This is a genomic window from Acidovorax sp. FW305-C-20-28 (genome assembly GCF_058783375.1).
Window position 1 is genome coordinate 309,021 of the sequence record NZ_JBYSYM010000001.1, and the last position, 23,872, is coordinate 332,892.

A 23,872-nucleotide genomic window follows, 5' to 3' on the forward strand; every position below is an offset into this window, starting at 1 on the left:
GCATGCAACGGCTGAAAACCCGTCCGCAGTTCCAGGCCGCCATGGCGGGGGGCACCGTTTCCCGTACCGCCCATTTTGCGCTGCACCGCCTGGTGCTGGGCGCCGACGGCACTGCCACGACTGGCGGTGCCGTTGTCACGTCTGGCGAACCCGCCATGGCAGACCCCGCGCAGCCAGCCGCCGCACCGGCATCTTCCACAGGGCCCGGCACCTCGCCGCAGGCCCTGTTTGCCGTTTCCGACGTCTGGCTGGGCGCCATGGTGCCCAAGCGCTGGGCACGCCGTGCCGTCACGCGCAACACCATCAAGCGGCAGATCTACACCGTGGGCGCGACCTTCGAGGCGCGCCTGCCCCAGGCCGCCCACGTGGTGCGCCTGCGCAGCACCTTCGACCGCAAGCAGTTCGTCAGCGCCACGTCCGACCAGCTCAAGCAGGCGGTGCGGGCCGAGCTGCTGCAGCTGTTTGGCCATGCGGCCAAACGGCAGGGCGATGGCAAGGGCAGTGCTAGCAGAAGCGACAAAAGCCCCAGTGCGCCACGGGCGTCGGCGGTTGCGCCATGATGCGGGCGCTGCTCATCGGGGTGGTCAAGGGCTACCGCCTGTTCCTGAGCCCCTGGCTGGGTTCGGCCTGCCGCTTCGAGCCGACCTGCTCCGTCTATTCGCTGCAGGCGCTGGAGCAGCATGGCGCGGCGGCCGGCAGTTATCTCACGCTGCGCCGGCTGGTCCGCTGCCACCCCTGGTGTGACGGGGGCCATGACCCCGTCCCGCAACAATTGCCGCGCAGCATGCGGCTGTTCTCGCGGTTTCAACAACCTTCACCAAAAAAGTCTCCATGAACGACATTCGCCGCACCATACTGTGGGTGATTTTTGGCTTCTCCATGGTTCTGCTGTGGGACAAGTGGCAGTTGCACAACGGCAACAAGGCCACCTTCTTCCCCACGCCAGCTACCACGGCGGCGCCGGCACCTGCGGGCACTGCCTCGGCTTCGGCGGGCGCTGCGAGCGTGCCATCGGCCACCGGCACCCCTGCCGCGAGCCAGGGCGCAGCGGCCGTGCCCGGCCAGCCCGCCACCACGGCAGCCCCGGCCACGCGCGAGCGCGTGCAGGTGGCCACCGACGTCTACCGCCTGACCTTCGACAGCGAAGGCGGCTCGCTGACGCACGCCGAACTGCTCAAGCACGCCGACATCGGTGACAAGAGCGGCAAGAACTTTCTGCTGCTCGACGAAAGCGCCAACCGCGTCTACGTGGCGCAGACCGGCCTGATCGGCGGCGCCTTCCCCACGCACAAGACGCTGATGACCGCCGTGCCCGGCCCGCGTGAGCTCAAGGACGGGCAGGACGAGCTGTCGATCCGCTTCGAGTCGCCCGATCAGGGTGGCGTGAAGCTGGTCAAGACCTGGACCGTGAAGCGCGGCCAGTACGACATCGCCGTCAAGCACGAGGTGGTGAACACCGGCACGGCCCCCGTGTCGCCCGAGCTGTACCTGCAGCTGGTGCGCGACGGCAACAAGCCGCCAGGCGAGTCGTCTTTCTACTCCACCTTCACCGGCCCCGCGGTCTACACCGAGGCCAAGAAGTACCAGAAGGTCGAGTTCAAGGACATCGAGGCCGGCAAGGTCGACATCCAGAAGGATGCCACCAACGGCTACGTGGCCATGGTGCAGCACTATTTCGCTACGGCCTGGCTGCTGGGCAACGACATCCCGCGCAATCTGTTCATGCGCAAGGTGGACACCAACCTGTACTCGGTGGGCATGATCACCCAGCTGGGTGCCATTGCCCCCGGCGCCAGCAAGACCGTGGACGCGCGCCTGTTCGCCGGCCCCCAGGTCGAGAAGACGCTGGAAGCGCTGACGCCCGGCCTGGAGCTGGTGAAGGACTATGGCTGGCTGACCATCCTGTCCAAGCCGTTGTACTGGCTGCTGGACCAGCTGCACAAGATCCTGGGCAACTGGGGCTGGGCCATCGTGGCGCTGGTGCTGCTGCTCAAGATCGCCTTCTACTGGCTCAACGCCAAGGCCTACGCGAGCATGGCCAAGATGAAGGCCATCAACCCCAAGATCATGGAGATGCGCGAGCGCCTGAAGGACAAGCCGCAGCAGATGCAGCAGGAGATGATGCGCATCTACCGCGAGGAGAAGGTCAACCCCATGGGCGGCTGCTTCCCCATCATGATCCAGATCCCGGTGTTCATCGCCCTGTACTGGGTGCTGCTGTCCAGCGTGGAAATGCGCAACGCGCCCTGGATCGGCTGGATCCACGACCTCTCGGCACCGGACCCGTTCTTCATCCTGCCTCTGCTGATGACGCTGTCGTCGCTGCTGCAGACGGCCCTGAACCCCGCGCCACCGGACCCACTGCAGGCCAAGATGATGTGGTTCATGCCGCTGATCTTCAGCGTGATGTTCTTCTTCTTCCCGGCCGGCCTGGTGCTGTACTGGCTGACGAACAACATCCTGTCGATCGCGCAGCAGTGGATCATCAACACCCGCATGGGCGTGCCACCGCAGTTCAACCTGCCCAAGTTCAGCTGACCTGGTCGCTGAGCTACCCCCGAAAGGCCGCGCAAGCGGCCTTTTTCAATCCATACCGCTAAAGTCTCCCTATGCTCGCCCGCCACGCCGACCCCATCGTTGCCATTGCCACTGCCCCGGGGCGCGGGGCCGTGGGCATCGTGCGCGTGTCGGGCAAGGGCATTGCACCGCTGGTGCAGGCGCTGTGCGGGCGCGACCTGCGCCCGCGCGAGGCGCACTACCTGCCGTTTCGCGATGCCGACGGCCAGGCCATCGACCAGGGGCTGGCGCTGTACTTTCCGGCGCCGCATTCCTACACCGGCGAGGACGTTCTGGAGCTGCAGGCCCACGGTGGCCCGGTGGTGCTGCAACTGCTGCTGGCGCGCTGCCTGGAGGCGGCGGCCACGGCCCAGGCCGAGGGTGGCGCTGCCGTGCTGGCCGGGCTGCGCGTGGCCGAGCCCGGGGAGTTCACCGAGCGCGCCTTTCTCAACGACAAGATCGACCTGGCCCAGGCCGAGGCGATTGCCGACTTGATCGATGCCTCCACCGCGGCGGCGGCGCGCAGTGCGAGCCGTTCGCTCACGGGCGCCTTTTCCCACGAGATCCATGCCCTGCGCGACGCGCTGATCCACCTGCGCATGCTGGTGGAGGCGACGCTGGACTTCCCCGAGGAGGACATCGACTTCCTGCAGCAGGCCGATGCCCAGGGCCAGCTCGACCGCCTGCAGCAGACCCTGGCGCGCGTGCGCCAGCGCGCCCAGCAGGGGGCGCTGCTGCGCGAGGGCATCAAGGTGGTGATCGCGGGGCAGCCCAATGCGGGCAAGAGCTCGCTGCTCAATGCGCTGGCGGGGGCGGAGCTGGCCATCGTGACCCCGATTGCCGGCACCACGCGCGACAAGGTGCAGCAGACCATCCAGATCGAGGGCGTGCCGCTGCATGTGATCGACACCGCCGGCCTGCGCGAGAGCGAGGACGAGGTGGAGCGCATCGGCATCGCGCGCGCCTGGGACGAGATCGCCGGGGCCGACGCCGTGCTGTTCCTGCACGACCTGTCGCGCGCCGACACGGCGGACTACGCGGCCAGCGATGCCGCGATTGCGGCCGACATGGCCGGGCGCCTGCCCGCCGCCGTGCCGGTGATCGATGTGTGGAACAAGATCGACTGTGTGGACGAGGCCACGGCCGCCCGGCTGCAGGGTGCGGGCCGCGCGGTACGGCTGTCGGCGCGCACCGGGGCGGGCCTCGAAGACCTGCGCCGCATGCTGCTCGAGGTGGCGGGCTGGCAGTCGGCGCCCGAGGGCGTGTACATCGCCCGCGCGCGCCATGTGCAGGCGCTGCAGGCGGTGGCGGCGCATCTGGACGAGGCGCACATGCAGTTACAGGCGCGCGCCCCGGCCCTTGACATCCTGGCCGAAGAATTGCGCCTGGCGCAGAATGCATTGGGTGCGATTACGGGCGAGTTCACCTCCGATGACCTGCTGGGCGTGATTTTTTCGAGCTTTTGCATCGGAAAATAGCGTTTGGCCGCTGACGGCGCGTGCGCTTTTGTTGTAAACGGACGTAAACAGCGCTTGTGCCCAACCTGTAACAGGGTTACTTTAAGAACAACCATGAACGTCCTATCCCCCGCTGCCACCAAAGCCGATCTGCAGGGCCTGATCGATGCCATCGCCCAGGCCAGTGCCGACGACAGCATCACCAATCCCCTGAGCGCCGCGCAGTGGGATGTGGTCGCGCCTTACCTGCTGCCCTGCATCCTGCCCACGGGGCATGTGCTGTTCCAGCAGGGCACCAGCGACCGCACCCTGTACTTCGTGGAAAGCGGCAGCCTGAGCGTGCACTTCCAGGACGAGAAGGAGCGCCTGCGCCTGGCCATCGTGGGCCCGGGCTCCGTGCTCGGCGAGGGCGCCTTCTTTTCGCACCGCTCGCGCAGCGCCACGGTGCAGGCCACGGGGCCCTGCAAGCTGTGGAGCCTGACGGCCATCCGCTTCACCGAGTTGACCAACCGGCAACCTGCCATTGCGCTGGGCCTGGCCATGGCGGCCGGGTCGGTGCTGGCCAAGCGCCTGGGCAATCGCCGACGCCGCGTTGCGGCGACCTGACACCGCTGTCGGCCGGCACCGCTTTCGGTACCGGCGGCGTCGTTGGGGGTGCAGGGCTCGCGGTACACTCGAATCGGACAACCCACTGCAGGTGAACTCCGAGGAAAGCACGCCATGTCACTGTTCAGCTGGTTCAGCCGCAAACCGGTACCCCCCAAGCCCCGGCCCAGTGCGGCGTCGGAACCTTCGGGCCTGCTCAACGCCGACGCCACGGTGCCGCTGTCTGCGGGCCGCCAGGGCAAGCCCCTGGTCGACCCCGTGCCCCCCGAGCACGCCGCCAACCGCAAGAACGAGCGCATGGAGCGCCGCGAGCTGCTCTACACCGTGGTGCGCGATGCCATGGTGCGTGCCGGCGTGCTGTCGGCCAGCTACAAATTCAAGGTGCTGTCGCTGGACCAGCGCGGCCGCCAGTTCCTGGTAATGATGGACCTGGCGCGCGAGTACGGCGGCGAGACCGTGCGCCTGTCCGAGATCGAGGCGCTGATCGCCCAGACCGCCAAGACGCGCTACGACATCCTGGTGACCGCCGTGTACTGGCGCATCAACGACCATGTGGCGGTGGGCATTCCGCAAAAGGGCATTGCCCCGCTGGGCGCCGCCCTGCCCGTGGGCACCCAGGCACCTGCCGCGGCCGCCGCCGTGCGCCGCCCGCTGCCCCCGGTATCGGCCCCTGCCCCGCTGACGGCCACGCCCTCGGCCCCGATCTCGCGCCCGGCCCCGCTGCGCGCCGCCGCACCCGTGGCCACCGCCCCGGCGCCGCTCACGGGCACGGTCGCACCGCGCTCCCCCGCGCCGGTGGACTACGAGGCCACCCGCCCGGTGCAGCGCTTCGAGCCCATCGAGGCCGACGAAGTGGCCGCCTTCAAGCGCGCCCTGGCCGACGCCGCAGGCAGCAACCCCAACCCCGTCGCCCCGGCCCGCCCCGGCGGTGCACCCGTGCGCTCGGGCCCCCTGCGCCCCCGCCCACCCAATGCGACCGGCTTCGAGGACACGGAGATGCCCGGCTCGGAAGAGCGCGGCCCGGACCTGAGCAGCACCCAATACGGCGAGCTGCGCTGAAGAGCGCGCACGGCGCCAAAAACAAAGGCGGCCCGAGGGCCGCCTTTTTCATTGCGCGCAGATGATTGGTCAGGCCTTCACATCGAGCAGGGAACCCATCATCTGGTCCTGGGTCTTGACCACCTGCAGGCTGGCCTTGAAGGCGTAGGTGGCCGACATCTGTTCCACGGCCTCCTGCTCCAGCGCCACGCCTTCTTCCTGGCTGCGGCGCACGGAGCCGGTGACGCCGGCACCGCCGGGCGTGGCTTCCTGCTCCACCACCTGGCGCTGGAAGCGCGGGGTGTTCATGTTGGCCACGTTGTGGGCCGAGGCGTCCAGACGCAACTGGGCCGTCTGCATGCCGGAGGTGCCGATCGAGGAAATGGAGGCCATGGGGACGTGCTCGCGGTGGAGGTGGATGCCCGAATTATCCGGCGCTGCCGGATTTTGGGCGAGACCGCCCATCCTGCCGGCAGGGTCACTGGGGCGTGCCATCCGTCATTTCTCCCCGCGCTGGCCCCAGAAGCGGTCTTCCTGCGCCGGGTCGCTGGAGAACAGAAAGACCTCGGCGACCTGGCCGTCCTGGATGCGCAGCAGGTCCACGCCCGCCTGGTCCAGGCGGGCGCCCTCGCGCTCGCCCGCAAAGCGGATGCTCACGGCCACCCAGTCCCCGTTCTCCATGTAGTGCTGCGCCTCGGTGATGGCGAACGTGCCCTGCGAGACCTCCATCATCCCGCCGATCATGGCCCCCACGGCGGCCAGGCCCCGGTGGGTGCCGGAAAAGCGGTTGGCCCCCGGCTGGTGCCAGACCACGGTGGGTGACACGGTGCGGGCCAGCAGGGCCTGGTCACCGGTCTGGGCGGCACGGATGTAGTTCCTGGCGATATCGATGGCGGACATGGGTTCTCTCAAGGTGTTGACGATGGGGTAATTGTTGGACTTCTGAGCCCGAATGGCACGGTAGCTCCAGGCATTGAAGAGATACTTTTCGGACACAATGCGCCCACACCCCGCAAGGAAGGCGATGGCCCCGAAGAACCCCGGCAGCACCGACATCGAACGCTTCGACTACCGGCCGCCCGGCAGCTACGGGCTGGACCTGGAGGTCTTCGCCATGTCCGAGTTGCGCCAGCGCGGCCCCGCGGGCGAGGTGCAACGCACCCACCGCTATGCCTTCCACATGCTGGTGCTGGTCACGCGCGGCAGCTGCACCCAGGTGATCGACTTCGCGCCCGTGCCCTGCGCACCTGGCGCGCTGCTCGCGATCCGGCCCGGCCAGGCCCACTACTTCGGGCCGGCCGAGGACTGGGAAGGCTGGGTCCTGCTGCTGCGCCCCGAATTCCTGCTCGCGGGCGCTGGGGCGCCCGCCAGCGACCTGCGGCTGGTGGCCGGGCTGGAGCGCTTTCCCGTGCACCTGGCGCTGGGCGAGGGCGAGGCCCGCACGGTGGCCGATGCCCTGCTGCAGATGCGTGCGGATGCCGCCGCCAGTGCCCCGGCGCAGGACCTGCATGCCCTGCTGCGCTACCAGCTCTATGCCCTGCTCACCCGGCTGGCCATGGTCCATGGCCAGCGCACGCCACCCGAGCCGGCCAAGCTGCGCGCCCTGCAGCGCTTCGAGCGCTTTCGGCAGCTGCTGGAGCAGCGCTTTGCCGACTGGCACCAGGTGGCGGACTACACCGGCCCGCTGGGCTGCACGGAAAGAAGCCTGGCGCGTGCCACCCACGCCGCGGTCGGCACGAGCGCCAAGGCCTTTATCGCCGCGCGGATTGCCCTCGAAGCCAAGCGCCTGCTGCTGCACACGGGTGTGCCTGTGGCGCGCATTGCCGAACGCCTGGGCTTTGACGAGGCGACCAATTTCAGCAAGTTCTTCCGGCGGGAGGCGGGCTGCACCCCGGCCGAGTTCCGCCGCCAGCAGGCGGCGGTGCTGCCGGTGCGCAGCGCAGGCTGATCAGGCCTGCACGTAGTCGGGGTGGCGCGCGCAGATCTCGTCGACCTGGCTCAACGTGCCCGACAGGTGGGCGCGCAGCGCGTCCTGCGCGGCCGGGGCGTCGCCGGCGGCGATGGCGTCCACGATGCGCTGGTGGTCGGCCAGCACGGCCGCGGTCTTGCCTTCGGTGGGCAGGTGCAGGCGGCGCAGGCGGTCCACATGGCCCGAGCGGCGGCGCACCAACTCCCACAGGCCGGCCACGCCCGCGGCCTCGTACATGCACTGGTGAAAGCCCTGGTCGGCCTCGACGAAGGCGCGGTAGCTGGCGGGCCCCATGACGGCGGTCATGGCGGCGACCTGGGCGCGCAGGCGGGCCAGCACCACTGCATCGGGTGCCAGGGCCAGGGTGCGCACCACTTCGAGCTCGATGGAGCGGCGCAGGTAGTGCGCCTGGCGCGCGGCCTCGATGTCGATGCGGCTGACCACGGTGGCGTGCTGCGGAAAGATGTCCACCAGCCCCTCTTCGCCCAGGCGCAGCAGGGCATCGCGCACGGGCGTCTGGCTGATGCCGAACTGCTCGGCCAGCTCGGCGCGCGCCAGCACGGTGCCGGGCGCCAGGTCGAGCGAGACGATGGCCTCGCGCAGGCGGTCGAAGACCTGGGGCGCGGCGTGGCGCGATCGGTCGAGGCGGACTTTTTCTCTCACGTTCATAGGCCTGCCGATTGTCGCACCGGCTGGTGTTGACGCACTAATATACTAGTGCTTTAATGCGCCACATGACACGACGCACCCCCGACTCCCTGCGCAGCGCGCGCTGGTTCGCGCCCGACGACCTGCGCTCCTTCGGCCACCGTTCGCGCATCCTGCAGATGGGCTACGCGCCCGCGGACTGGGTGGGCAAGCCCATCATCGCCATCGTCAACACCTGGTCGGACATCAACCCCTGCCACGGTCACTTCCGCCAGCGGGTCGAGGACGTCAAGCGCGGCGTGCTGCAGGCGGGCGGCTTTCCCATCGAGCTGCCGGCCATCTCACTGGCCGAGGCCTTCGTCAAGCCCACCACCATGCTCTACCGCAACATGCTGGCCATGGAGACCGAGGAGCTGCTGCGCAGCCACCCGGTCGATGGCGCCGTGCTCATGGGCGGCTGCGACAAGACCGGCCCGGGCCTGCTGATGGGCGCCATGAGCGCGGGCCTGCCCGCCATCTTCGTGCCCGCCGGCCCAATGCTGCGCGGCAACTACAACGGCCAGGTGCTGGGCTCGGGCTCCGACGCCTGGAAGCTCTGGGACGAGCGGCGCGCCGGCAACCTGAGCCAGGAGCAATGGCAGGGCGTGGAGGCCGGCATCGCGCGCAGCCACGGCACCTGCATGACCATGGGCACGGCCAGCACCATGACGGCGATTGCCGAGGCCATCGGCATGAGCCTGCCGGGCGCCTCGTCCATCCCCGCGCCCGACGCCAACCATGTGCGCATGAGCGCCGAGAGCGGCCGCCGCATCGTGGACATGGTGTGGAACGAGCTCACGCCCGCACGCCTGCTCAGCCGCGAGTCCTTTCTCAACGGCATCCGCATTGCCATGGCCGTGGGCTGCTCGACCAACGCCATCGTGCACCTGGTGGCCATGTCGCGCCGTGCGGGTGCGCACTGTGCCGTGACGCTGGACGACTTCGACGCCGCCAGCCGCGTGGTGCCGGTGCTGGCCAATGTGCGGCCCAGCGGCGACACCTACCTCATGGAAGACTTCTACTACGCGGGCGGCCTGCCGGGGCTGATGTCGCGCATGCCGGAGCTGCTGCACCTGGGGGCGCAGACCGTCACCGGGCGCACGCTGGGCGAGAACATCGAGGGCGCGGCGGTGTTCAACGACGACGTGATCCGGCCGCTCTCCAGGCCCATCTATGCCGAGGGTGCGCTCGCCGTGCTGCGCGGCAACCTCGCGCCCGATGGTGCGGTGATCAAGCCCAGCGCCTGCGCGCCCCACCTGCAGCAGCACACCGGCCCGGCCCTGGTGTTCGACGACTACCCGAGCATGAAGGCCGCCGTGGACGACCCGGACCTGGACGTGACGCCCGGCCACATCCTGGTGCTGCGCAACGCCGGCCCCCAGGGCGGGCCGGGCATGCCCGAGTGGGGCATGCTGCCGATCCCGGCCAAGCTCGTGAAGCAGGGCGTGCGCGACATGCTGCGCCTGTCGGACGCGCGCATGAGCGGCACGAGCTATGGCGCCTGCATCCTGCATGCCGCGCCCGAGGCCTACATCGGCGGCCCCCTGGCCCTGGTGCGCACGGGCGACCGGATCACCGTGGACGTGCCCGCGCGCCGCATCCACCTGGAAGTGGACGAGGCCGAGCTGGCGCGCCGCCGCGCCGAATGGACGCCGCCGCCCCCGCGCTTCGAACGCGGCTACGGCTGGATGTTCAGCCGCCACATCCTGCAGGCCGACCAGGGCTGCGACTTCGACTTCCTCGAAACCGGCTTCGGTGCGCCCGTGCCCGAGCCCGACATCTTCTGACCCACCCTCCCCTCCTTTGCCATGCCATTGAACCCCCGCACCCGCGAACTGCTCGCCCATGTCAGCACCGCCACCCTGTGCACCGCGCTGTTCAAGCGCGGCCTGCGCAACCAGTTCCTGCAGGACGTGCACCCCCTGCGCGCCGGCCGCGCCAACATGGTGGGCGAGGCCTTCACGCTGCGCTACATCCCGGCGCGCGAGGACCTGAACCCGATCAGCGTGTTCCAGGACCGTGGCCACCCCCAGCGCAAGGCCGTGGAGGAATGCCCGCCCGGCGCGGTGCTGGTGATCGACAGCCGCAAGGACGCGCGCGCCGCCTCGGCCGGCTCCATCCTGGCCACGCGCCTGATGCAGCGCGGCGTGGCCGGCCTGGTGACGGACGGCGGCTTTCGCGACACGCCCGAGATCGCGGCGCTGTCCATGCCGGCCTACCACCAGCGGCCCTCGGCGCCCACCAACCTCACGCTGCACCAGGCGCTGGACATCAACGTGCCCATCGGCTGTGCCGACGTGGCCGTGTTCCCGGGCGACGTGGTGGTGGGCGATGGCGAAGGCGTGGTGGTCATCCCCGCCCACCTGGCCGACGAGATCGCGGCCGAGGCCACGGAGATGACGGCCTTCGAGGACTTCGTGACTGCGCAGGTGCTGCAGGGCCGCTCCATCCTGGGCCTGTACCCGCCCACCGACCCGGCCACGCCCGGCGAGTTCGCCGCCTGGCGGCAGGCCCAGGGCCGCTGAGCCCCCCGTTCCATCGCTTTCCCCATAACGACAACCGGAGACACACCACCATGCGATTCATCCTCCCTTGCGCGGCCGTGCTGGCGTTGGCTGCCCTGCCCCCGATGGCCGCCGCCCAGGAGTGGCCGGCCGCCAAGCCCATCACCTACGTCGTGCCCTTCACGCCCGGGGGCTCCACCGACACCATCGGCCGCGTGCTGGCCAACAAGCTGCAGGAGGCGCTCAAGCAGTCCGTGGTGGTGGAGAACAAACCGGGCCAGGCCGGCGGCATCGGTGCCAGCTATGTGGCCAAGGCCGCGCCCGATGGCTACACCCTGTTCGGCGGCACCATCAGCACCCACGCCATCAACGCCAGCCTGTACAAGAACCTGGCCTACCAGCCGGTGCGCGACTTCGAGCCCGTGGCGCTGGTGGCCACCCTGCCCAATGTGCTCATCATCAACCCCGCCCTGGGCGTGAACTCGGTGGCCGAGTTGGTCGAGCTGCTCAAGAAAGACCCGGCCAAGCGCATGTTCGCCTCCTCGGGCTCGGGCACCTCCACCCACCTGGCCGGCGAGCTCTTCGGCGACCTGATCGGCGTGAAGCTCACGCACATCCCCTACAAGGGCACGCCGCCGGCGCTGACCGACGTGGCGGCCGGCCAGGTGGCCTTCATGTTCGACCAGATGACAGCGGCCCTGCCCCTGGCCAAGGCCGGCCGCGTGAAGCTGCTGGCCGTGACCACGGGCAAGCGCATCACGCTGGCGCCCGAGCTGCCCACCATGGCCGAGGCCGGCGTGCCGGGCTTCGAGATGTCGTCCTGGCAGGCCGTCTATGCGCCCAAGGGCACGCCGCGGGCCGTGGTGCAGCGCCTGAACGCCGAGATCACCAAGGCCCTCAGGCAGCCCGACGTGCAGGCCAAGCTGCACGACCAGCTGGGCATGGACATCGTGGCCAGCACGCCCGAGGAGCTGGCTGCCCACATGGCGCGCGAGATCCCGCGCTGGGCAGAGCTGGTCAAGAAGTCGGGAGCGCAGCCCGATTGAAGGCGGGGCCGGTCACGGCCCCGCGTGGGCCTGTACCAGGCATTGCTGGAACGCCTGGGCCGCACGCGAGGGCTCGGGCGAGCGCCGCAGCAGGCCCACGAAGCGGCAGCTGTAGCGCAGCAGCGCGGGCTGCACGGCCTGCATCAGGCCGCGGCGCTCGAAGACTTCGGCGTAGTGGTCGGGCAGAAAACCCAGGTAGCGGCCCGAGAGGATCAGCGTGGCAATCGACTCCTGATCGAAGCCCGTGGCCGTGCGCGACAGGCGTGCCTGGTGGCTCAGCTCCATGTTGGGCGAGTGGTAGCCCAGGCCGGCAAAGGGCTGGTGGCGCAGCGCCTCCCAGTCCAGGGCGGTGTCGTCGATGCCGAACAGCGGGTGGCCCGCGCCGCAGTACAGCAGCATGGTCTCGGTGAACAGGTCGGTGTAGACCAGGCTTTGCGAGGCGCGGTGCGCGGGGATGATGCCGACCTGGAAGGTGCCGTCGATCACCCCGCGCTCGATGGCATTGATGGTGCCCACATGCATCTGCAGGTGCACGTCGGGCGCCTGCTGCGCAAACGCCGCGATGGCGTCGCCGATGCGCGCCGCCGGGTTGGTGGCGGTCTTGTCGAACACCGCCACCGCGAGCTGGCCGCCCATGCGCGCGTGGATGTCGTCCACCGCGTTGCGAAAGCCCTCCACCGAGGCCAGCAGGCGCAGGGTCTCGTCGTAGACGCGCTGGCCCTCGGGCGTGAGCGCGAAGCCCGCGCGCCCGCGCCGGCACAGGGTCAGGCCCAGGCGGGTCTCCAGGTCCTTGACGTGGCGGCTCACGGTGCTGGTGCCGATGTTGAGTTCGAGCTCGGCCGCCGACATGCCGCCGCACTCGGCCACGGCCTTGAACACCTGCAAGAGGCGCAGGTCCATGTCGCTGAGCTGGCCGAGCACGGCGCGGTTCTTGGTGTTCATGGAGCGGTGGTTGTTACTTGCATAGATCCGCAAGTAAACATTGATATTGCACTATTTGAGAGATTAACACCCCGCACAACAATGTGCCCGAGACCCGCTTTTGCCTGGGCCCGGCCCGCCTTGCGGCCGCTGTTTTGCACTGGAGATTTCCCATGAGCTTCGTCAACATCGAAAAACCCGCAGCCGGTGCCGGCGGTGACCGCCTGGACGCCGCTTGGCTCGACGCGCACTGGATGCCCTACACGGCCAACCGCCAGTTCAAGGCGGCGCCGCGCATGATCGTGGAAGGCAGCGGCGCCTACTACACCGACTCCGAAGGCCGCAAGATCTTCGACGGCCTGTCGGGCCTGTGGTGCACGGGCCTGGGCCATGGCCGCCGCGAGATCGCCGAGGCCGTGGGCCAGCAGGCGATGAAGCTCGACTACGCGCCGGCCTTCCAGTTCGGCCACCCGCTGTCGTTCGAGCTGGCCAACCGCATCAAGGCCATCACGCCGGACGGCCTGGACTATGTGTTCTTCACGGGCTCGGGCTCGGAAGCGGCCGACACCTCGCTCAAGATGGCGCGCGCCTACTGGCGCGCCAAGGGCCAGGCCAGCAAGACCCGCCTGATCGGCCGCGAAAAGGGCTACCACGGCGTGAACTTCGGCGGCATCTCGGTGGGCGGCATCGCGGCCAACCGCAAGCTCTTCGGCCAGGGCGTCGAAGCCGACCACCTGCCCCACACCCAGCCCGCCGCCGGCTCCTTCCACAAGGGCATGCCCGCCACCGGCAAGGAACTGGCCGACCGCCTGCTGGACGTGATCGCCCTGCACGACGCCTCGAACATCGCGGCCGTGATCGTCGAGCCCTTCTCGGGCTCGGCCGGCGTGGTGATCCCGCCCGTGGGCTACCTGCAGCGCCTGCGCGAGATCTGCACGCAGAACAACATCCTCCTGATCTTCGACGAAGTGATCACCGCCTTCGGCCGCTGCGGCGCCTGGACCGGTGCCGAGGCCTTCGGCGTGACGCCGGACATCCTGAACTTCGCCAAGCAGGTCACCAATGGCGCCCAGCCCCTGGGCGGCGTGGTCGCGACCAAGGAGATCTACGACACCTTCATGAACGCCGGCGGCCCCGAGTACATGCTCGAATTCCCGCACGGCTACACCTACTCGGCCCACCCCGTGGCCTGCGCTGCCGGCATCGCCGCGCTGGACCTGCTGCAGAGCGAAGACGCCATCGGCCGCGTGAAGGCCCTGAGCCCGCACTTCGAGCAGGCCGTGCACAGCCTGAAAGGCAGCAAGCATGTGCTGGACATCCGCAACTACGGCCTGGCCGCGGGCATCACCATTGCACCGCTGCCCGGCGAGCCCGCCCGCCGCCCCTACGAGATCGCGATGAACTGCTGGAAGAAGGGCTTTTACGTGCGCTACGGCGGCGACACCATCCAGCTGGCCCCGCCCTTCATCAGCGAGAAGGCCGAGATCGACCGCCTCGTCAACGCCCTGGGCGACGCACTCGCGGAAACCGCGTAAGCCCGCTGCACTCCTTTCATTTCCTTTTCTTCTGCCATGAACCACGACAAGAGCGTCACCACCACCGTCGGCCACCTGATCGACGGCCAGATCGTTGCCGACACCGAGCGCACGCAGCCGGTCTTCAACCCCGCCACGGGCCAGTCCACCACCAACGTCGCCCTGGCCAGCAAGGCCACGGTGGAGCGCGCCATCGCCTCGGCCGAGGCCGCCTTCCCGGCCTGGCGCAACACGCCGCCGCTCAAGCGCGCCCGCGTGATGAGCAAGCTCAAGGTGCTGCTCGAAGAGAACGCCGACAAGATCGCCGCCATGATCACGGCCGAGCACGGCAAGGTGCTCAGCGACGCGCACGGAGAGCTGCAGCGCGGCATCGAGAACGTGGAGTACGCGAGCTATGCGCCCGAGCTGCTCAAGGGCGAGCACAGCCGCAACGTCGGCCCGGGCATCGACTCGTGGAGCGAGTTCCAGGCGCTGGGCGTCACGGCGGGCATCACGCCCTTCAACTTCCCGGCCATGGTGCCGCTGTGGATGTGGCCCATGGCCGTGGCCTGCGGCAACACCTTCGTGCTCAAGCCTTCCGAGCGCGATCCCACGAGCGCGCTGTTCATCGCCCAGCTGGCGCAGGAAGCCGGCCTGCCGCCCGGTGTGCTCAACGTGGTCAACGGTGACAAGCTGGCCGTGGACACGCTGCTGCAGGACGCGCGCGTCAAGGCCGTGAGCTTCGTGGGCTCCACCCCCATCGCCGAGTACATCTATTCCGAAGGCTGCAAGCACGGCAAGCGCGTGCAGGCCCTGGGCGGCGCCAAGAACCACGCCATCGTGATGCCCGACGCCGACATCGGCAATGCCGTGAGTGCCCTCATGGGCGCCGCCTATGGCAGCTGCGGCGAGCGCTGCATGGCCATCCCGCTGGTGGTGGCCGTGGGCGACGAGGCCGGTGATGCCGTGGTGGCGGGCCTCAAGACCGAGATCGCCAAAATGAAGGTCGGCCCGGGTACGGACAACAGCAACGACATGGGCCCGCTGGTGACCAAGCCCCATTTCGAGAAGGTCAAGTCCTATGTGGACAGCGGCGTGGCCGAAGGTGCCACGCTGGTGGTGGACGGCCGCGGCGTGAAGGTGGCCGGCCATGAGGACGGCTACTTCCTGGGCGCCTGCCTGTTCGACAACGTCAAGCCCGGCATGAAGATCTACCAGGAAGAGATCTTCGGCCCCGTGCTCGGCGTGGTGCGCGTCAAGACGCTGCAGGACGCGATGAAGCTCATCGACGACCACGAGTACGGCAACGGCACCTGCATCTTCACGCGCGACGGCGAGGCCGCGCGCTATTTCACCGACCACATCCAGGTTGGCATGGTGGGTGTGAACGTGCCCCTGCCCGTGCCCGTGGCCTACCACTCCTTCGGTGGCTGGAAGCGCAGCCTGTTCGGCGACCTGCACGCCTACGGCCCCGACGCCGTGCGCTTCTACACCAAGCGCAAGACCATCACGCAGCGCTGGCCCTCGGCCGGCGTGCGCGAAGGCGCGGTGTTCAGCTTCCCGAGCAGCCGCTGATCCAGCGCACTGCACCCCATTGAAAAACGGCCCCTCGGGGCCGTTTTTTCTTGTGCGGTTGCGGGGGGCTCAGCAGGCGGAGCGGCAGCGGCGGCCGTCGGTCCAGGTCGCGCCTTCCAGCAAGGCGGCATCCAGGTCCACGTTGACCATCTTGGCGCCCGTGAGGTTGGCACCGCGCAGGTCGGCCTGCTCCAGGCTCACGTTGACTAGCTCGGCGCCGCGCAGGTCGGCACCCGAGAGGTTGGCGCGCGACAGGTCCACGTTGGTGAACTTGCGGCCGGCCAGTTGGGCGTTTGCGAAATTGCGGCCCGAGAGGTCGCTGTTCACATAGTCCCCGCCCTTGCCGCTGCCCTTGGCGCCTGCGGCGGGCTTGGCATTGCCGGAGTTGGTCACCGTGGTCGTCGCGCCCTGCACCACCACGCGGCCGCTGCCACCGCCGATGGTGGTTTCCACGCGGGCATTGCCGTCCGTGGCCGTGATGATCTGCTGGCCGTTGACGACCACCGAGGCGCTGTTGTCGCCCGCGATCACCGTGCCGGAGCCGTTGGAGGCCAGGTTGCGCTGGGCATGGGCCAAGGGCATGCAGGCCGCCATGGTCGTGCAGGCGAGCAGGGTGCGGACCAGCGTGTGGTGTTTCATCATCTCTCGGTTTCCTTCGTCATTGCGTCAATCGGTGGACCCGCAGGCGGGCTGCGGGCAGGACTTTAAGGGGGGCTTGCGGGCTGGTCGGTAACAGGCGGTGTCCAACGTAAGCTGGTGAGATTCCACAGGGCGTCTTCGCTGCGCCGCGGGCGGTCGGACAGCATGTCGCGCCCTTCCTTGCCGGCATCGGTGCGGGCGTTGATGCGCGTGGCCAGCTCCTCCATCCAGGCCGCGTCGACACCGCGCGCCGAGTTGTCGCGCGAGGAGCGGCTGAAGATCAGCGCGAGGAATTCGCGCGCGCTGCGCGATCCGGCGTCGGCGGCGCGCCGGTACAGCCCGATGGCCTGGGCGAAGTCGCGTTGCACGCCGCCCTTGCCCTGGTGGTACAGCTGGGCCAGTTGCAGCGTGGCGTCGGCATTGCCGTCGTCCGACAGGGTGCGCAGGCGGGCCAGCGTGGCCGATTCGCTGGAACGGTTCTGGCGCTCCAGGCGCAGGTAGTTGGCGCGCGCCACGCCGTAGCCCTGGGCGGCCGCGAGCACATACATCTCGCGCGCCCGCTCCAGGCTGCCGTCGAGTTCCCAGGCCACGGCCAGGTCGTTCAGGGCCAGGGCGTCGCCATCCTGCGCGGCCTGCTCCAGCAGGCGGCGTGCATCGCGCAGCTTGCGCGGGCCGGTGATCTGGCCTTCGAGCAGCGACTCGATGTAGGTGGCGCGCACCAGGCCGGCGGCGCGGGCCTTCTGCAGCCATTCGCGGGCGGCGGTCAGGTCGCGCTGGCCGCCGGCGTTGTCCACGCCCAGCAGGTAGCCATAGCCGGCCATGCCGCGCACGTCACCGGCCTGGGCTGCGCGGCCCCACCAGCGGCGCGCGGTGGCGGCGGCCTGGGGCAGGCCCGGGTTGCTGTGGTAGTACATGCCGACCTGCACCATGGCGTCGGCATCGCCGTCGTTGGCGGCCTCGATCAGGCTGTTGAGCACCTGTTCGGTGTTGGCCGAGGGCAGGCGCAGCGAGCCGCCGGGCGTCTGGGGCGTGCGCACCGCACTGCCCTGGGGGGCCGAGGCGGGCTGCGCCGAGGGCAGCTGGATCACGGCCCGGGCGGCGCCGGTGGCGGCCGCGCAGCAGGCGGCCAGGGTCCAGCGCAGGGCCGTCCTGCGTGCCCGGTCGGCGGGCGCGCCCTGGGGTGGCAGGCGGGGGGTGCTCATTTGGCAGGCCGGTTGGGGTTGCTGCGGGCGCGGCCGGCGGCCGGTGCGGGCTCGGGGGCCTGCACATTCCAGTCGAGCGAGGTGCTCATCATGCCGACGCCGGCCTGCTCGAAGGCGCTCTGCACCTGGGCCAGGCTGGTCACGCTCTTGATCGGCTCCAGGTTGGCGCTGGTCAGTGTGGCAGGAACCTGGCCCTTGAGCGGCTGGGCCGTCATGGCGCAGAACATGTTCTCGGTGCCGCCGCGTGCCGTCTCGATCAGGAAGGAGTTGGGCTTGCTGATGTCGGGGATGAGCACGCTGGTGCGGCCCTGCACCGTGGCCGAGGGCTGCATGGGGTTGGGGTAGACCTGGCTGATGGAGCCGCCCGCGTCCTGGTAGTAGCAGTAGAGGTAGCCGGTGCGGGGCGGCACGACGCGCACGACGATGGATTCACCGACCTTGAGGTCGCGGTCCTTGCGGCCCACCATGCTCAGGGCGATGCTGCGCGGATCGGGCTCGTTGGCCGGCAGGCCGCTGGGGCGGGCCACCAGCTTGTCGTCGGCGTACTCGGGCTTGCGCAGCTTGCCTTCGGCCGACATGCCCACGAAGCTGCGCATCAGCCGGGTGTAGGTCTCGAAGTTGACCACGCCCACGGGGGTGAGGTCCTGCGAGGCCTGGTACTGGGTCACGGCCTTGCGGAAGGCGGGCGAATCCGTGCCGTCCGTCGTGCCGCTCCACATGCCATGGGTCTGCAGCACGCGCTGCGCCAGACTCCAGCGCTCGGCCACGCTGGCCTCGTCGTACCAGGCGCGCATCTGGCGCATGAACTCGGGGTGGTTCTGTTCGTAGTCGATGCAGTCCCAGTACGGTACCTTGGCCCACTTGCCCACGAGTTCGATGGCGGCCAGGTCCACCAGCAGGCGCACGGCGGCCCCTGCGCCCTGGTTGTTGTCGGCCGCCACCTCGTACTGCACGCCCACGCGGTAGATGTGCCGGGGCAGGCCGGTGGCCTTGGCGCCGATCTCCACCGCCTTGCCGCCCGTGGCCACGATGAGCTCGTTGGCCGACTCGATGCCCGAGTACAGGGTGCGCGTGTTCATGTCCCCGAGGTGCAGGTCCAGCCCCACGGCGCTGCCCAGCACGTCCCAGCTGTAGCCGGTGTCGGTGGCGGCGGTGGAGATGCCCAGGCTCTGGCGCTTGGAGACCACGGTCTTGTCGCCGAAGCTGATGGCGCCCGAGATGTAGATCTGCGGTTTGCGCAGCTCCATCTGGTTGTTGTTGAGCAGCAGGCTGGTGAGGGTCTGCACCGTGTCCTGGCGCAAGGCATCCACCTCGTAGTCCACCACGCGGAAGGCCTGGCTGGTGCGCGACATGCGCGACAGGGCCGTGATCAGCATCTCCTTGGTGCCGGTGCTGAACAGGCCCGAGGGGTCGGGGATGTTCTTCACGGCGATCAGGGTGGTGGGCGTGTGCTCGGCGGCCAGCATGCGGTCCATGCAGGCCAGGCCTTCGCGCAGCACCGAGCCGGATTTGCTCGGCGTGACCAGGGGGGCCTGCTCCACGGTGCCCTGTTCGATGATGTTCACGCGGTCGCTCACGCTGGGCTGGATCGCGCACCCGGACATCAGCAGGGTCAGGGCCGAGAGGGCCAGCAGGCGGCGCGAGGGGGTGCTGTTCTTGTTCTTCATGCTGGAAACCGTTGGGTTGGGGGTGGTTGCGAGGGGCGTGCTGTTTACTTGCACAGGTTGATCACCGGGCCTTGCACCACGATGACCTGGTCGTTGTTGGCGGTGCCGAAACGGTTGCCGATGCCGGCCTCGCCCTCGGGCACCTTGGGCGCGCCGATGTTGGTGGCGCAGCTGCTGCCGCTGGGGCCGGTGACGAGCTTGCGGTCCACCGTGGCCAGCGTGTCCTCGGCATCGATGCGGGTGCGCGAGAGCACGTTGGTGACCTTGGTGCGCGAGGCGGGGTCGAGCCCGCTGCGGCCGGCAGGGGGCTTCTGCACGGGGGTCTGGGCGAAAGCGGCCGAAGACGATGCGGCGGCGCATGCGCCGGCCAGGCACAGCGCGGCGAGACGGTGGGTTCTCATGGGTGCTTCTCCTCTTTAAAACCTGTCCAAAGCCCTTTGCCATCCATCCACAAGGCTTTGGACAGGTTTCCCAAGGGCGCGCAGCAGCGCTACTGCGCGCCTTGTTCTTCTGTCGGGGTAGGCGGATCCGTCGATCCGCAGGCGCCTGGTGCGCCGGAGGGCTTGTTTACTTGCCGTCGTTGGAGGCCAGGTTCTGCTCGGCCTTGGAGGCGCCGAAGGCCATGTTGGCGACGGCACCGTTCTTCACGGAGACTTCTTGCGTGTTGTTGCCGCCGATCTTGACGTTGCCCTTGTTGGACGCCAGGTTCTGCTTGGCGGTGGAGGCACCGAAGGCCATGTTGGCCACGGCGCCGTTTTGCACGGTCACCTTCTGGTTGTTGTTGCCGCCGATCTTCACTTCTGCGTGGGCAGCGCCAGCGACGAGAACCAGAGCGGAAATGGCCAGTGCGAAAGTCTTTTGCATAATGAACTCCATTGATAACGATAAAAGAAAGGCATGCCCAATAAATAATGGCTGCCACTGGGGAATCCGGCTGGTTTTAATAACCTGCCGGAGGTTTTGGAGGGAATTATTTCCCGCCAATATTCACAACACTTCTGACACCCTTGCCCGTGGCCTGGTTGACGATGGGCCCCTGGACCGATATCACCTGGTTGCCGGAGCCGGCACCGGCCCCGGTGCGGGATGCGATATTCAATTCACTGTGGGCGCCGAAGGTGGCGGCATTCAATACGGTGCCGCGCACCGTCACCTGCTGCGAATTGCCGCTGATGACCTGGGCGCCCTGGGTGGAGGCGATATTCATGACGGCGGTGCCGCCCGTGGCCGCCACGTTGGCGGCGCCACCGCTCAGCTCGACAGTCTGCTGGTTGCCGCCGCCGTGGGCGAACGCGGGGGCCAGTGCCACAGCCGCCATCCAGGGAGAAATCAAATGCTTCATTTCAGATGTCCAATCCACTCAATATTGTTTTCTCTTGATTCTTTTCAGTCCGCTGCCGGTTTGGGTTTCACGGCCTGTCTGCGATTCGTTGAACGAAGATTAGCAAGGAACTTTTTGATTTGCACGGGTTCAGGGGCAGTTTCCAATCCGTTCGTGACAAATTCATTAAATTGGCGCAGATATCGCAGAATTGCGCCCAAGTGCGTAAAACTTCTCAGAGTGGGCGATGCCGGCTTTTTTTGACTGCAATATATGCAACAAAAAGCAAGAGAAATGGATATTCCATAAGGCTGCGTCAACGCATGGATACATTTTTCAAAAATGAATACATATGTGTCAGCGGTATTTCGCAGCTTTTTTGCACGCTGCGGCGCGAGGCCATACGCGCGCCAACGGCCCTGCGGGGGCCGCAAAGGGGGCTGCCATGGCGTGGCGGTCGGTGTGGAGGGGCCGGAACCCTGGCCGCGCCCGGTTCACCGGCCTTGAGGGCATCCGACCGCGCCCGGCGGCCGGGACGGCGAGGCCCGCTGGGCGTTCAGCCCGGGTTGCGCTGGTGCCGCAGTTGCTCCAGTTGCCCGTAGCACCAGATCGCCCCGTCCAGGCGCTCGGCGGTGGGCATGAACATTCCATCGTTGTTCTGCACGGGGTCTCCCTGGAATGGGCTGGCGGTATGCTTGGAATGGAAGCCCGAGCGTGCCTGCAGCGCGGCCCTTTCGGCGGGGCTGCACTCCATTCCGAGCAGCTCTGGCAGCGCTTGCCATATCGCCCCGGGCAGCTGCCTGTAGTCCATCAGTACCAGGTCCTGCGTGTGGGCCATCTCCAGGCCGCAGCGGTACAGGCTTTCGAGCACCCGGATGGCATGGCCGTCCAGGTCCCCGGGGGCGAGTTCCGGGGATCCGGGGCGGCGCAGCAGGTCTTCCAGCCGCGACAGATCGATCAGCCCTGGCACCATCTGCAGGCCGCGCTGGCGGCGGTGGGAGGCGAGCACTTCCTCGGGTTCGCGGTACAGGAACACGGTGGGAGTGCCTGGGAACGCCGCCTGCACCAAGGGCATCCAGGGCAGGTGCCAGCAGTCGAACTTGATGACCAGATGCCGCTCTGCGGGGCTGCGCTGCTGCCCCAGGGCGGCCACCAGGCGCTGCAGCGTGCGGGCGCCTCCGCTGTGCTCGGGGTGGCGGTGGTGCAGCCGGAAGAAGGCGTCGAGCACCGGGGGCTCCGACATCACGATGCACTGCGGCAAGCTGGCCAGCGCCTGCGTGATCAGCGTCGAGCCGCAGCGCGAGACGTGGAAGACGAAGGCCGCGGGGGGCACGCTGTCGGGCAGGTCATCCAGTGCGGACCAGGGGGTGCTGCAGACCAGGCGGTCCGGCGCAGCCTGCCGGGACAGGCTGTCTTCGAAAAAGGGGGCGGTGAAGCGCTGCTGGCCCATGAAGCGCCACCAGACCATGGCAGGGTCGTGCTGCAGGGTCACCGGAAACCAGCCGTGCAGCGATTGCCGCTCGGCCGGGCCCACTTCACGGCCGCGCAGCAGTGCTGTCTGTTCTATGCGCATGGGTTTCCTGCAATCGGTCGGCCAGCTGCGCGGCAGTCGCATGGCTGCTGGCGCGCAGCGCTGCAATGACCTGCAGCACGTTGCCATCGTGGACGGAGGGATCGCCGTAGGGCGAACTTTCGCGCAACACCCCGCCGGCGGACAGGAACAGCTGCGTGAGCCAGGGGTTGGTCACGCAGTCGATCATGAGGTGGATGCGGGCCTGGGCGCTGCGGTTGTGGGCACCGTGCAGGCAGCTGGCATTGAGGTACCAGGCGTCGCCCGCCGAGAAATGGACTTCTTCGCCCTCGATGCGGTAGGTGGCCAGTGGCGAGGTCTGCACGGGAATGTGCAGGCGGGTCAGGCCGTCTTCCAGGGCCCCGCCCGCGTCCCGGTGCTCGTGGATCACGGCCCCGGCATCCAGCCCCATGAGGCGGATCGAGGTCTTCTCGCACTGGAACTGGTCGATGGCGTGGCGCAGGTGCGGGCAGCGCGCCAGGATGGCGGTGTCCTCGAAACGGCCGCTCTCCACCGGCATGATGTGGTCGGTGCGGCCTTCGACGGAACGCAGCGGCACGCAGCTCCAGCCGGTTTCGTAGGCGGAGGTATTGAAGTGGCTGATCCATTCCGACGGGGCCACGCGGCGCAGGTCGTCCTGCAGCCGGGCCACATCGAAAGCGAACGGCAGTTTCAGGTAGGGGGTGGATGCGGTGCCAGGGGAATTCATGCAGGGTCGCCGTGCCAGACCATCTGCGTGAGCATATCGTCTTGTGAGGTGGTGGTGAATCCGAGCTGGTCGTAGAGGCGCCTTGCTGCCGGGTTGGTGCGGCTGACATTCAGGCTGAGCGCCTGCCGGTGGCCTTGCGCATGGGCCTGCAGCGCGCGCAGCACGGCGGTTGCAGCGCCGCAGCGGCGGGCTTCAGGCAGCACCGCGATGTCGACCAGGTGGAGGGCCCCGGGGGCATCGTCGACCACCACGCGGCCGATGGGATCGCCCGAGCGCAGCAGCAGCCACTGGCGGGCCTGGGGAAACTGGTGGCGAAAGCCCATCTCCTGCGCGTTCTGCTGCATGGCCATGAGCTGTTGCAGCAGCGCCGCATCCGGGATGGCCTGCCGCAGGTCTTCGCGGCTGGAGGCATACAGGGCCTGCAGGAACTGCTGGTCTGTACCGAGTCTCTCCCGCAGGGCAAATGGTTCTGGCAAGGGGTACACAGTGGATTCCCGGTTGTACGATGCGTGCGTTCCCTCCATTCTGGCAAGGGAATGGACCCCGTCCATGCCTTGAACTCCGGATCCAACGTTTGCCGATGAGCACTTCCTTTGAACCTGTCCAGGCGGTCGTGGGCAGCCAGTTCACCGCACACACCCCGTTCGGTGCGGTGGGGCTGGTGCTGGTGGACGCCCGCGAGCGCGTGCGGAGCCAGCTGCCACAGGCGTTCCGCACCCCCTTCTCCCTGCTGTTCCATGGGCCCGCGTCGCCCCGGCTGGCGCAGGACGTCTATGCGCTGGACCACCCGGCTCTGGGGCGCGTCGAATGGATGCTGGTGCCCGTGATGCCGGACCCCCAGGCGCCCCAGATTCCCCGCTACGAGGCCGTGTTTGCCTGAGGATGGTGCCC

General features: G+C 68.5%; 26 protein-coding genes. 13 read left to right on the forward strand and 13 right to left on the reverse strand.

Annotation, left to right across the window (positions count from 1 at the left end; translation table 11 throughout):
* Window positions 1-2: 2 nt before the first annotated feature.
* The 6 genes from AC3WOH_RS01500 to AC3WOH_RS01525 all read left to right on the forward strand — a co-directional run bounded on the left by AC3WOH_RS01500 (window position 3) and on the right by AC3WOH_RS01525 (window position 5,678).
* Complete coding sequence (locus AC3WOH_RS01500) at window positions 3-560, forward strand: ribonuclease P protein component (protein ID WP_492227643.1); 558 nt, start codon at window positions 3-5, stop codon at window positions 558-560.
* Window positions 557-835, forward strand: a complete 279-nt coding sequence (gene yidD, locus AC3WOH_RS01505) for a membrane protein insertion efficiency factor YidD (protein WP_184855287.1) — start codon at window positions 557-559, stop codon at window positions 833-835. The genes AC3WOH_RS01500 and yidD overlap by 4 nt, the downstream gene beginning before the upstream one ends.
* Window positions 832-2,538: a membrane protein insertase YidC gene (yidC, locus tag AC3WOH_RS01510; protein WP_492227644.1), complete on the forward strand. Its 1,707-nt coding sequence runs from the start codon at window positions 832-834 to the stop codon at window positions 2,536-2,538. The genes yidD and yidC overlap by 4 nt, the downstream gene beginning before the upstream one ends.
* A 71-nt stretch (window positions 2,539-2,609) precedes the next feature.
* Entirely contained in the window at window positions 2,610-4,034 is a 1,425-nt protein-coding gene (gene mnmE, locus AC3WOH_RS01515; RefSeq protein ID WP_492227645.1) for a tRNA uridine-5-carboxymethylaminomethyl(34) synthesis GTPase MnmE, read from the forward strand.
* A gap of 93 nt (window positions 4,035-4,127) precedes the next feature.
* Window positions 4,128-4,619 (forward strand): Crp/Fnr family transcriptional regulator, encoded by a 492-nt coding sequence (locus AC3WOH_RS01520; RefSeq protein ID WP_492227646.1) that lies wholly within the window; start codon window positions 4,128-4,130, stop codon window positions 4,617-4,619.
* A 114-nt stretch (window positions 4,620-4,733) separates the two neighbouring features.
* Window positions 4,734-5,678 (forward strand): hypothetical protein, encoded by a 945-nt coding sequence (locus tag AC3WOH_RS01525; protein ID WP_492227647.1) that lies wholly within the window; start codon window positions 4,734-4,736, stop codon window positions 5,676-5,678.
* A 69-nt stretch (window positions 5,679-5,747) separates the two neighbouring features.
* Here the strand turns inward: AC3WOH_RS01525 and AC3WOH_RS01530 are convergent, their stop codons facing one another.
* The gene (locus tag AC3WOH_RS01530) at window positions 5,748-6,050 is read right to left on the reverse strand and encodes a flagellar basal body protein (protein WP_492227648.1); all 303 of its coding nucleotides are present in this window, start codon (window positions 6,048-6,050) and stop codon (window positions 5,748-5,750) included.
* 105 nt (window positions 6,051-6,155) lie between these two features.
* Entirely contained in the window at window positions 6,156-6,557 is a 402-nt protein-coding gene (locus AC3WOH_RS01535) for a nuclear transport factor 2 family protein (protein ID WP_492227649.1), read from the reverse strand.
* A 124-nt stretch (window positions 6,558-6,681) separates the two neighbouring features.
* Between AC3WOH_RS01535 and AC3WOH_RS01540 the strand changes: the two genes are divergently transcribed.
* Window positions 6,682-7,605 (forward strand): helix-turn-helix domain-containing protein, encoded by a 924-nt coding sequence (locus AC3WOH_RS01540; protein WP_492227650.1) that lies wholly within the window; start codon window positions 6,682-6,684, stop codon window positions 7,603-7,605.
* Here the strand turns inward: AC3WOH_RS01540 and AC3WOH_RS01545 are convergent, their stop codons facing one another.
* Window positions 7,606-8,295 carry a GntR family transcriptional regulator gene (locus AC3WOH_RS01545; protein ID WP_492227651.1) on the reverse strand — a complete coding sequence of 230 codons (690 nt, stop codon included), beginning with the start codon at window positions 8,293-8,295 and terminating at the stop codon, window positions 7,606-7,608.
* A 65-nt stretch (window positions 8,296-8,360) separates the two neighbouring features.
* Between AC3WOH_RS01545 and araD the strand changes: the two genes are divergently transcribed.
* The 3 genes from araD to AC3WOH_RS01560 are packed head-to-tail and all read left to right on the forward strand — an operon-like array spanning window position 8,361 to window position 11,863.
* Window positions 8,361-10,100, forward strand: coding sequence for an L-arabinonate dehydratase (araD, locus tag AC3WOH_RS01550; RefSeq protein WP_492227652.1), 1,740 nt, complete (start codon window positions 8,361-8,363; stop codon window positions 10,098-10,100).
* 27 nt (window positions 10,101-10,127) lie between these two features.
* Window positions 10,128-10,838 (forward strand): ribonuclease activity regulator RraA, encoded by a 711-nt coding sequence (locus AC3WOH_RS01555; protein WP_492227974.1) that lies wholly within the window; start codon window positions 10,128-10,130, stop codon window positions 10,836-10,838.
* A gap of 50 nt (window positions 10,839-10,888) precedes the next feature.
* Window positions 10,889-11,863 carry a Bug family tripartite tricarboxylate transporter substrate binding protein gene (locus tag AC3WOH_RS01560; RefSeq protein ID WP_492227653.1) on the forward strand — a complete coding sequence of 325 codons (975 nt, stop codon included), beginning with the start codon at window positions 10,889-10,891 and terminating at the stop codon, window positions 11,861-11,863.
* A 12-nt stretch (window positions 11,864-11,875) separates the two neighbouring features.
* Here the strand turns inward: AC3WOH_RS01560 and AC3WOH_RS01565 are convergent, their stop codons facing one another.
* Window positions 11,876-12,805: a LysR family transcriptional regulator gene (locus tag AC3WOH_RS01565; RefSeq protein ID WP_492227654.1), complete on the reverse strand. Its 930-nt coding sequence runs from the start codon at window positions 12,803-12,805 to the stop codon at window positions 11,876-11,878.
* Between the two features lie 152 nt (window positions 12,806-12,957).
* Between AC3WOH_RS01565 and aptA the strand changes: the two genes are divergently transcribed.
* Together aptA and AC3WOH_RS01575 are read left to right on the forward strand one after the other, a co-directional pair.
* Window positions 12,958-14,319 (forward strand): omega-aminotransferase AptA, encoded by a 1,362-nt coding sequence (gene aptA, locus AC3WOH_RS01570; RefSeq protein WP_492227655.1) that lies wholly within the window; start codon window positions 12,958-12,960, stop codon window positions 14,317-14,319.
* Between the two features lie 36 nt (window positions 14,320-14,355).
* Complete coding sequence (locus tag AC3WOH_RS01575) at window positions 14,356-15,873, forward strand: CoA-acylating methylmalonate-semialdehyde dehydrogenase (RefSeq protein WP_492227656.1); 1,518 nt, start codon at window positions 14,356-14,358, stop codon at window positions 15,871-15,873.
* A 69-nt stretch (window positions 15,874-15,942) separates the two neighbouring features.
* On the opposite strand, the gene AC3WOH_RS01580 is transcribed toward AC3WOH_RS01575, so the two are convergent.
* The 9 genes from AC3WOH_RS01580 to AC3WOH_RS01620 form a co-directional block, all read right to left on the reverse strand.
* Window positions 15,943-16,515: a pentapeptide repeat-containing protein gene (locus AC3WOH_RS01580; RefSeq protein WP_492227657.1), complete on the reverse strand. Its 573-nt coding sequence runs from the start codon at window positions 16,513-16,515 to the stop codon at window positions 15,943-15,945.
* 62 nt (window positions 16,516-16,577) lie between these two features.
* Window positions 16,578-17,714, reverse strand: coding sequence for a tetratricopeptide repeat protein (locus tag AC3WOH_RS01585; protein ID WP_492227658.1), 1,137 nt, complete (start codon window positions 17,712-17,714; stop codon window positions 16,578-16,580).
* Window positions 17,711-19,381, reverse strand: a complete 1,671-nt coding sequence (locus AC3WOH_RS01590; RefSeq protein WP_492227659.1) for a DUF4384 domain-containing protein — start codon at window positions 19,379-19,381, stop codon at window positions 17,711-17,713. The genes AC3WOH_RS01585 and AC3WOH_RS01590 overlap by 4 nt, the downstream gene beginning before the upstream one ends.
* A gap of 44 nt (window positions 19,382-19,425) precedes the next feature.
* Window positions 19,426-19,782 carry a hypothetical protein gene (locus tag AC3WOH_RS01595; protein WP_184855304.1) on the reverse strand — a complete coding sequence of 119 codons (357 nt, stop codon included), beginning with the start codon at window positions 19,780-19,782 and terminating at the stop codon, window positions 19,426-19,428.
* A 166-nt stretch (window positions 19,783-19,948) separates the two neighbouring features.
* Window positions 19,949-20,245 carry a hypothetical protein gene (locus AC3WOH_RS01600; protein ID WP_221480051.1) on the reverse strand — a complete coding sequence of 99 codons (297 nt, stop codon included), beginning with the start codon at window positions 20,243-20,245 and terminating at the stop codon, window positions 19,949-19,951.
* Window positions 20,246-20,351: 106 nt separating this feature from the next.
* Window positions 20,352-20,723 (reverse strand): hypothetical protein, encoded by a 372-nt coding sequence (locus tag AC3WOH_RS01605; RefSeq protein WP_492227660.1) that lies wholly within the window; start codon window positions 20,721-20,723, stop codon window positions 20,352-20,354.
* A 535-nt stretch (window positions 20,724-21,258) separates the two neighbouring features.
* Window positions 21,259-22,275: a hypothetical protein gene (locus AC3WOH_RS01610; RefSeq protein WP_492227661.1), complete on the reverse strand. Its 1,017-nt coding sequence runs from the start codon at window positions 22,273-22,275 to the stop codon at window positions 21,259-21,261.
* Window positions 22,238-22,981, reverse strand: coding sequence for an aspartyl/asparaginyl beta-hydroxylase domain-containing protein (locus AC3WOH_RS01615; protein ID WP_492227662.1), 744 nt, complete (start codon window positions 22,979-22,981; stop codon window positions 22,238-22,240). Before AC3WOH_RS01615 ends, AC3WOH_RS01610 begins: the two co-directional genes overlap by 38 nt.
* Window positions 22,978-23,457 (reverse strand): GNAT family N-acetyltransferase, encoded by a 480-nt coding sequence (locus tag AC3WOH_RS01620; RefSeq protein WP_492227663.1) that lies wholly within the window; start codon window positions 23,455-23,457, stop codon window positions 22,978-22,980. The genes AC3WOH_RS01615 and AC3WOH_RS01620 overlap by 4 nt, the downstream gene beginning before the upstream one ends.
* 104 nt (window positions 23,458-23,561) lie before the next feature.
* Between AC3WOH_RS01620 and AC3WOH_RS01625 the strand changes: the two genes are divergently transcribed.
* Entirely contained in the window at window positions 23,562-23,861 is a 300-nt protein-coding gene (locus AC3WOH_RS01625; protein WP_492227664.1) for a DUF6916 family protein, read from the forward strand.
* Window positions 23,862-23,872 lie beyond the last annotated feature (11 nt).

Coding starts and splice junctions, on each gene's coding strand:
- aptA (WP_492227655.1), top strand. CDS start 12,958: ATGAGCTTCGTCAACATCGAAAAACCCGCAGCCGGTGCCGGCGGTGAC.
- AC3WOH_RS01565 (WP_492227654.1), bottom strand. CDS start 12,805: ATGAACACCAAGAACCGCGCCGTGCTCGGCCAGCTCAGCGACATGGAC.
- AC3WOH_RS01605 (WP_492227660.1), bottom strand. CDS start 20,723: ATGAAGCATTTGATTTCTCCCTGGATGGCGGCTGTGGCACTGGCCCCC.
- AC3WOH_RS01560 (WP_492227653.1), top strand. CDS start 10,889: ATGCGATTCATCCTCCCTTGCGCGGCCGTGCTGGCGTTGGCTGCCCTG.
- AC3WOH_RS01600 (WP_221480051.1), bottom strand. CDS start 20,245: ATGCAAAAGACTTTCGCACTGGCCATTTCCGCTCTGGTTCTCGTCGCT.
- AC3WOH_RS01540 (WP_492227650.1), top strand. CDS start 6,682: ATGGCCCCGAAGAACCCCGGCAGCACCGACATCGAACGCTTCGACTAC.
- AC3WOH_RS01535 (WP_492227649.1), bottom strand. CDS start 6,557: ATGTCCGCCATCGATATCGCCAGGAACTACATCCGTGCCGCCCAGACC.
- AC3WOH_RS01610 (WP_492227661.1), bottom strand. CDS start 22,275: ATGCGCATAGAACAGACAGCACTGCTGCGCGGCCGTGAAGTGGGCCCG.
- AC3WOH_RS01580 (WP_492227657.1), bottom strand. CDS start 16,515: ATGATGAAACACCACACGCTGGTCCGCACCCTGCTCGCCTGCACGACC.
- yidD (WP_184855287.1), top strand. CDS start 557: ATGATGCGGGCGCTGCTCATCGGGGTGGTCAAGGGCTACCGCCTGTTC.
- yidC (WP_492227644.1), top strand. CDS start 832: ATGAACGACATTCGCCGCACCATACTGTGGGTGATTTTTGGCTTCTCC.
- AC3WOH_RS01500 (WP_492227643.1), top strand. CDS start 3: ATGCAACGGCTGAAAACCCGTCCGCAGTTCCAGGCCGCCATGGCGGGG.
- AC3WOH_RS01625 (WP_492227664.1), top strand. CDS start 23,562: ATGAGCACTTCCTTTGAACCTGTCCAGGCGGTCGTGGGCAGCCAGTTC.
- AC3WOH_RS01545 (WP_492227651.1), bottom strand. CDS start 8,295: ATGAACGTGAGAGAAAAAGTCCGCCTCGACCGATCGCGCCACGCCGCG.
- AC3WOH_RS01575 (WP_492227656.1), top strand. CDS start 14,356: ATGAACCACGACAAGAGCGTCACCACCACCGTCGGCCACCTGATCGAC.
- AC3WOH_RS01615 (WP_492227662.1), bottom strand. CDS start 22,981: ATGAATTCCCCTGGCACCGCATCCACCCCCTACCTGAAACTGCCGTTC.
- AC3WOH_RS01585 (WP_492227658.1), bottom strand. CDS start 17,714: ATGAGCACCCCCCGCCTGCCACCCCAGGGCGCGCCCGCCGACCGGGCA.
- araD (WP_492227652.1), top strand. CDS start 8,361: ATGACACGACGCACCCCCGACTCCCTGCGCAGCGCGCGCTGGTTCGCG.
- AC3WOH_RS01525 (WP_492227647.1), top strand. CDS start 4,734: ATGTCACTGTTCAGCTGGTTCAGCCGCAAACCGGTACCCCCCAAGCCC.
- AC3WOH_RS01595 (WP_184855304.1), bottom strand. CDS start 19,782: ATGAGAACCCACCGTCTCGCCGCGCTGTGCCTGGCCGGCGCATGCGCC.
- AC3WOH_RS01530 (WP_492227648.1), bottom strand. CDS start 6,050: ATGGCCTCCATTTCCTCGATCGGCACCTCCGGCATGCAGACGGCCCAG.
- AC3WOH_RS01590 (WP_492227659.1), bottom strand. CDS start 19,381: ATGAAGAACAAGAACAGCACCCCCTCGCGCCGCCTGCTGGCCCTCTCG.
- mnmE (WP_492227645.1), top strand. CDS start 2,610: ATGCTCGCCCGCCACGCCGACCCCATCGTTGCCATTGCCACTGCCCCG.
- AC3WOH_RS01520 (WP_492227646.1), top strand. CDS start 4,128: ATGAACGTCCTATCCCCCGCTGCCACCAAAGCCGATCTGCAGGGCCTG.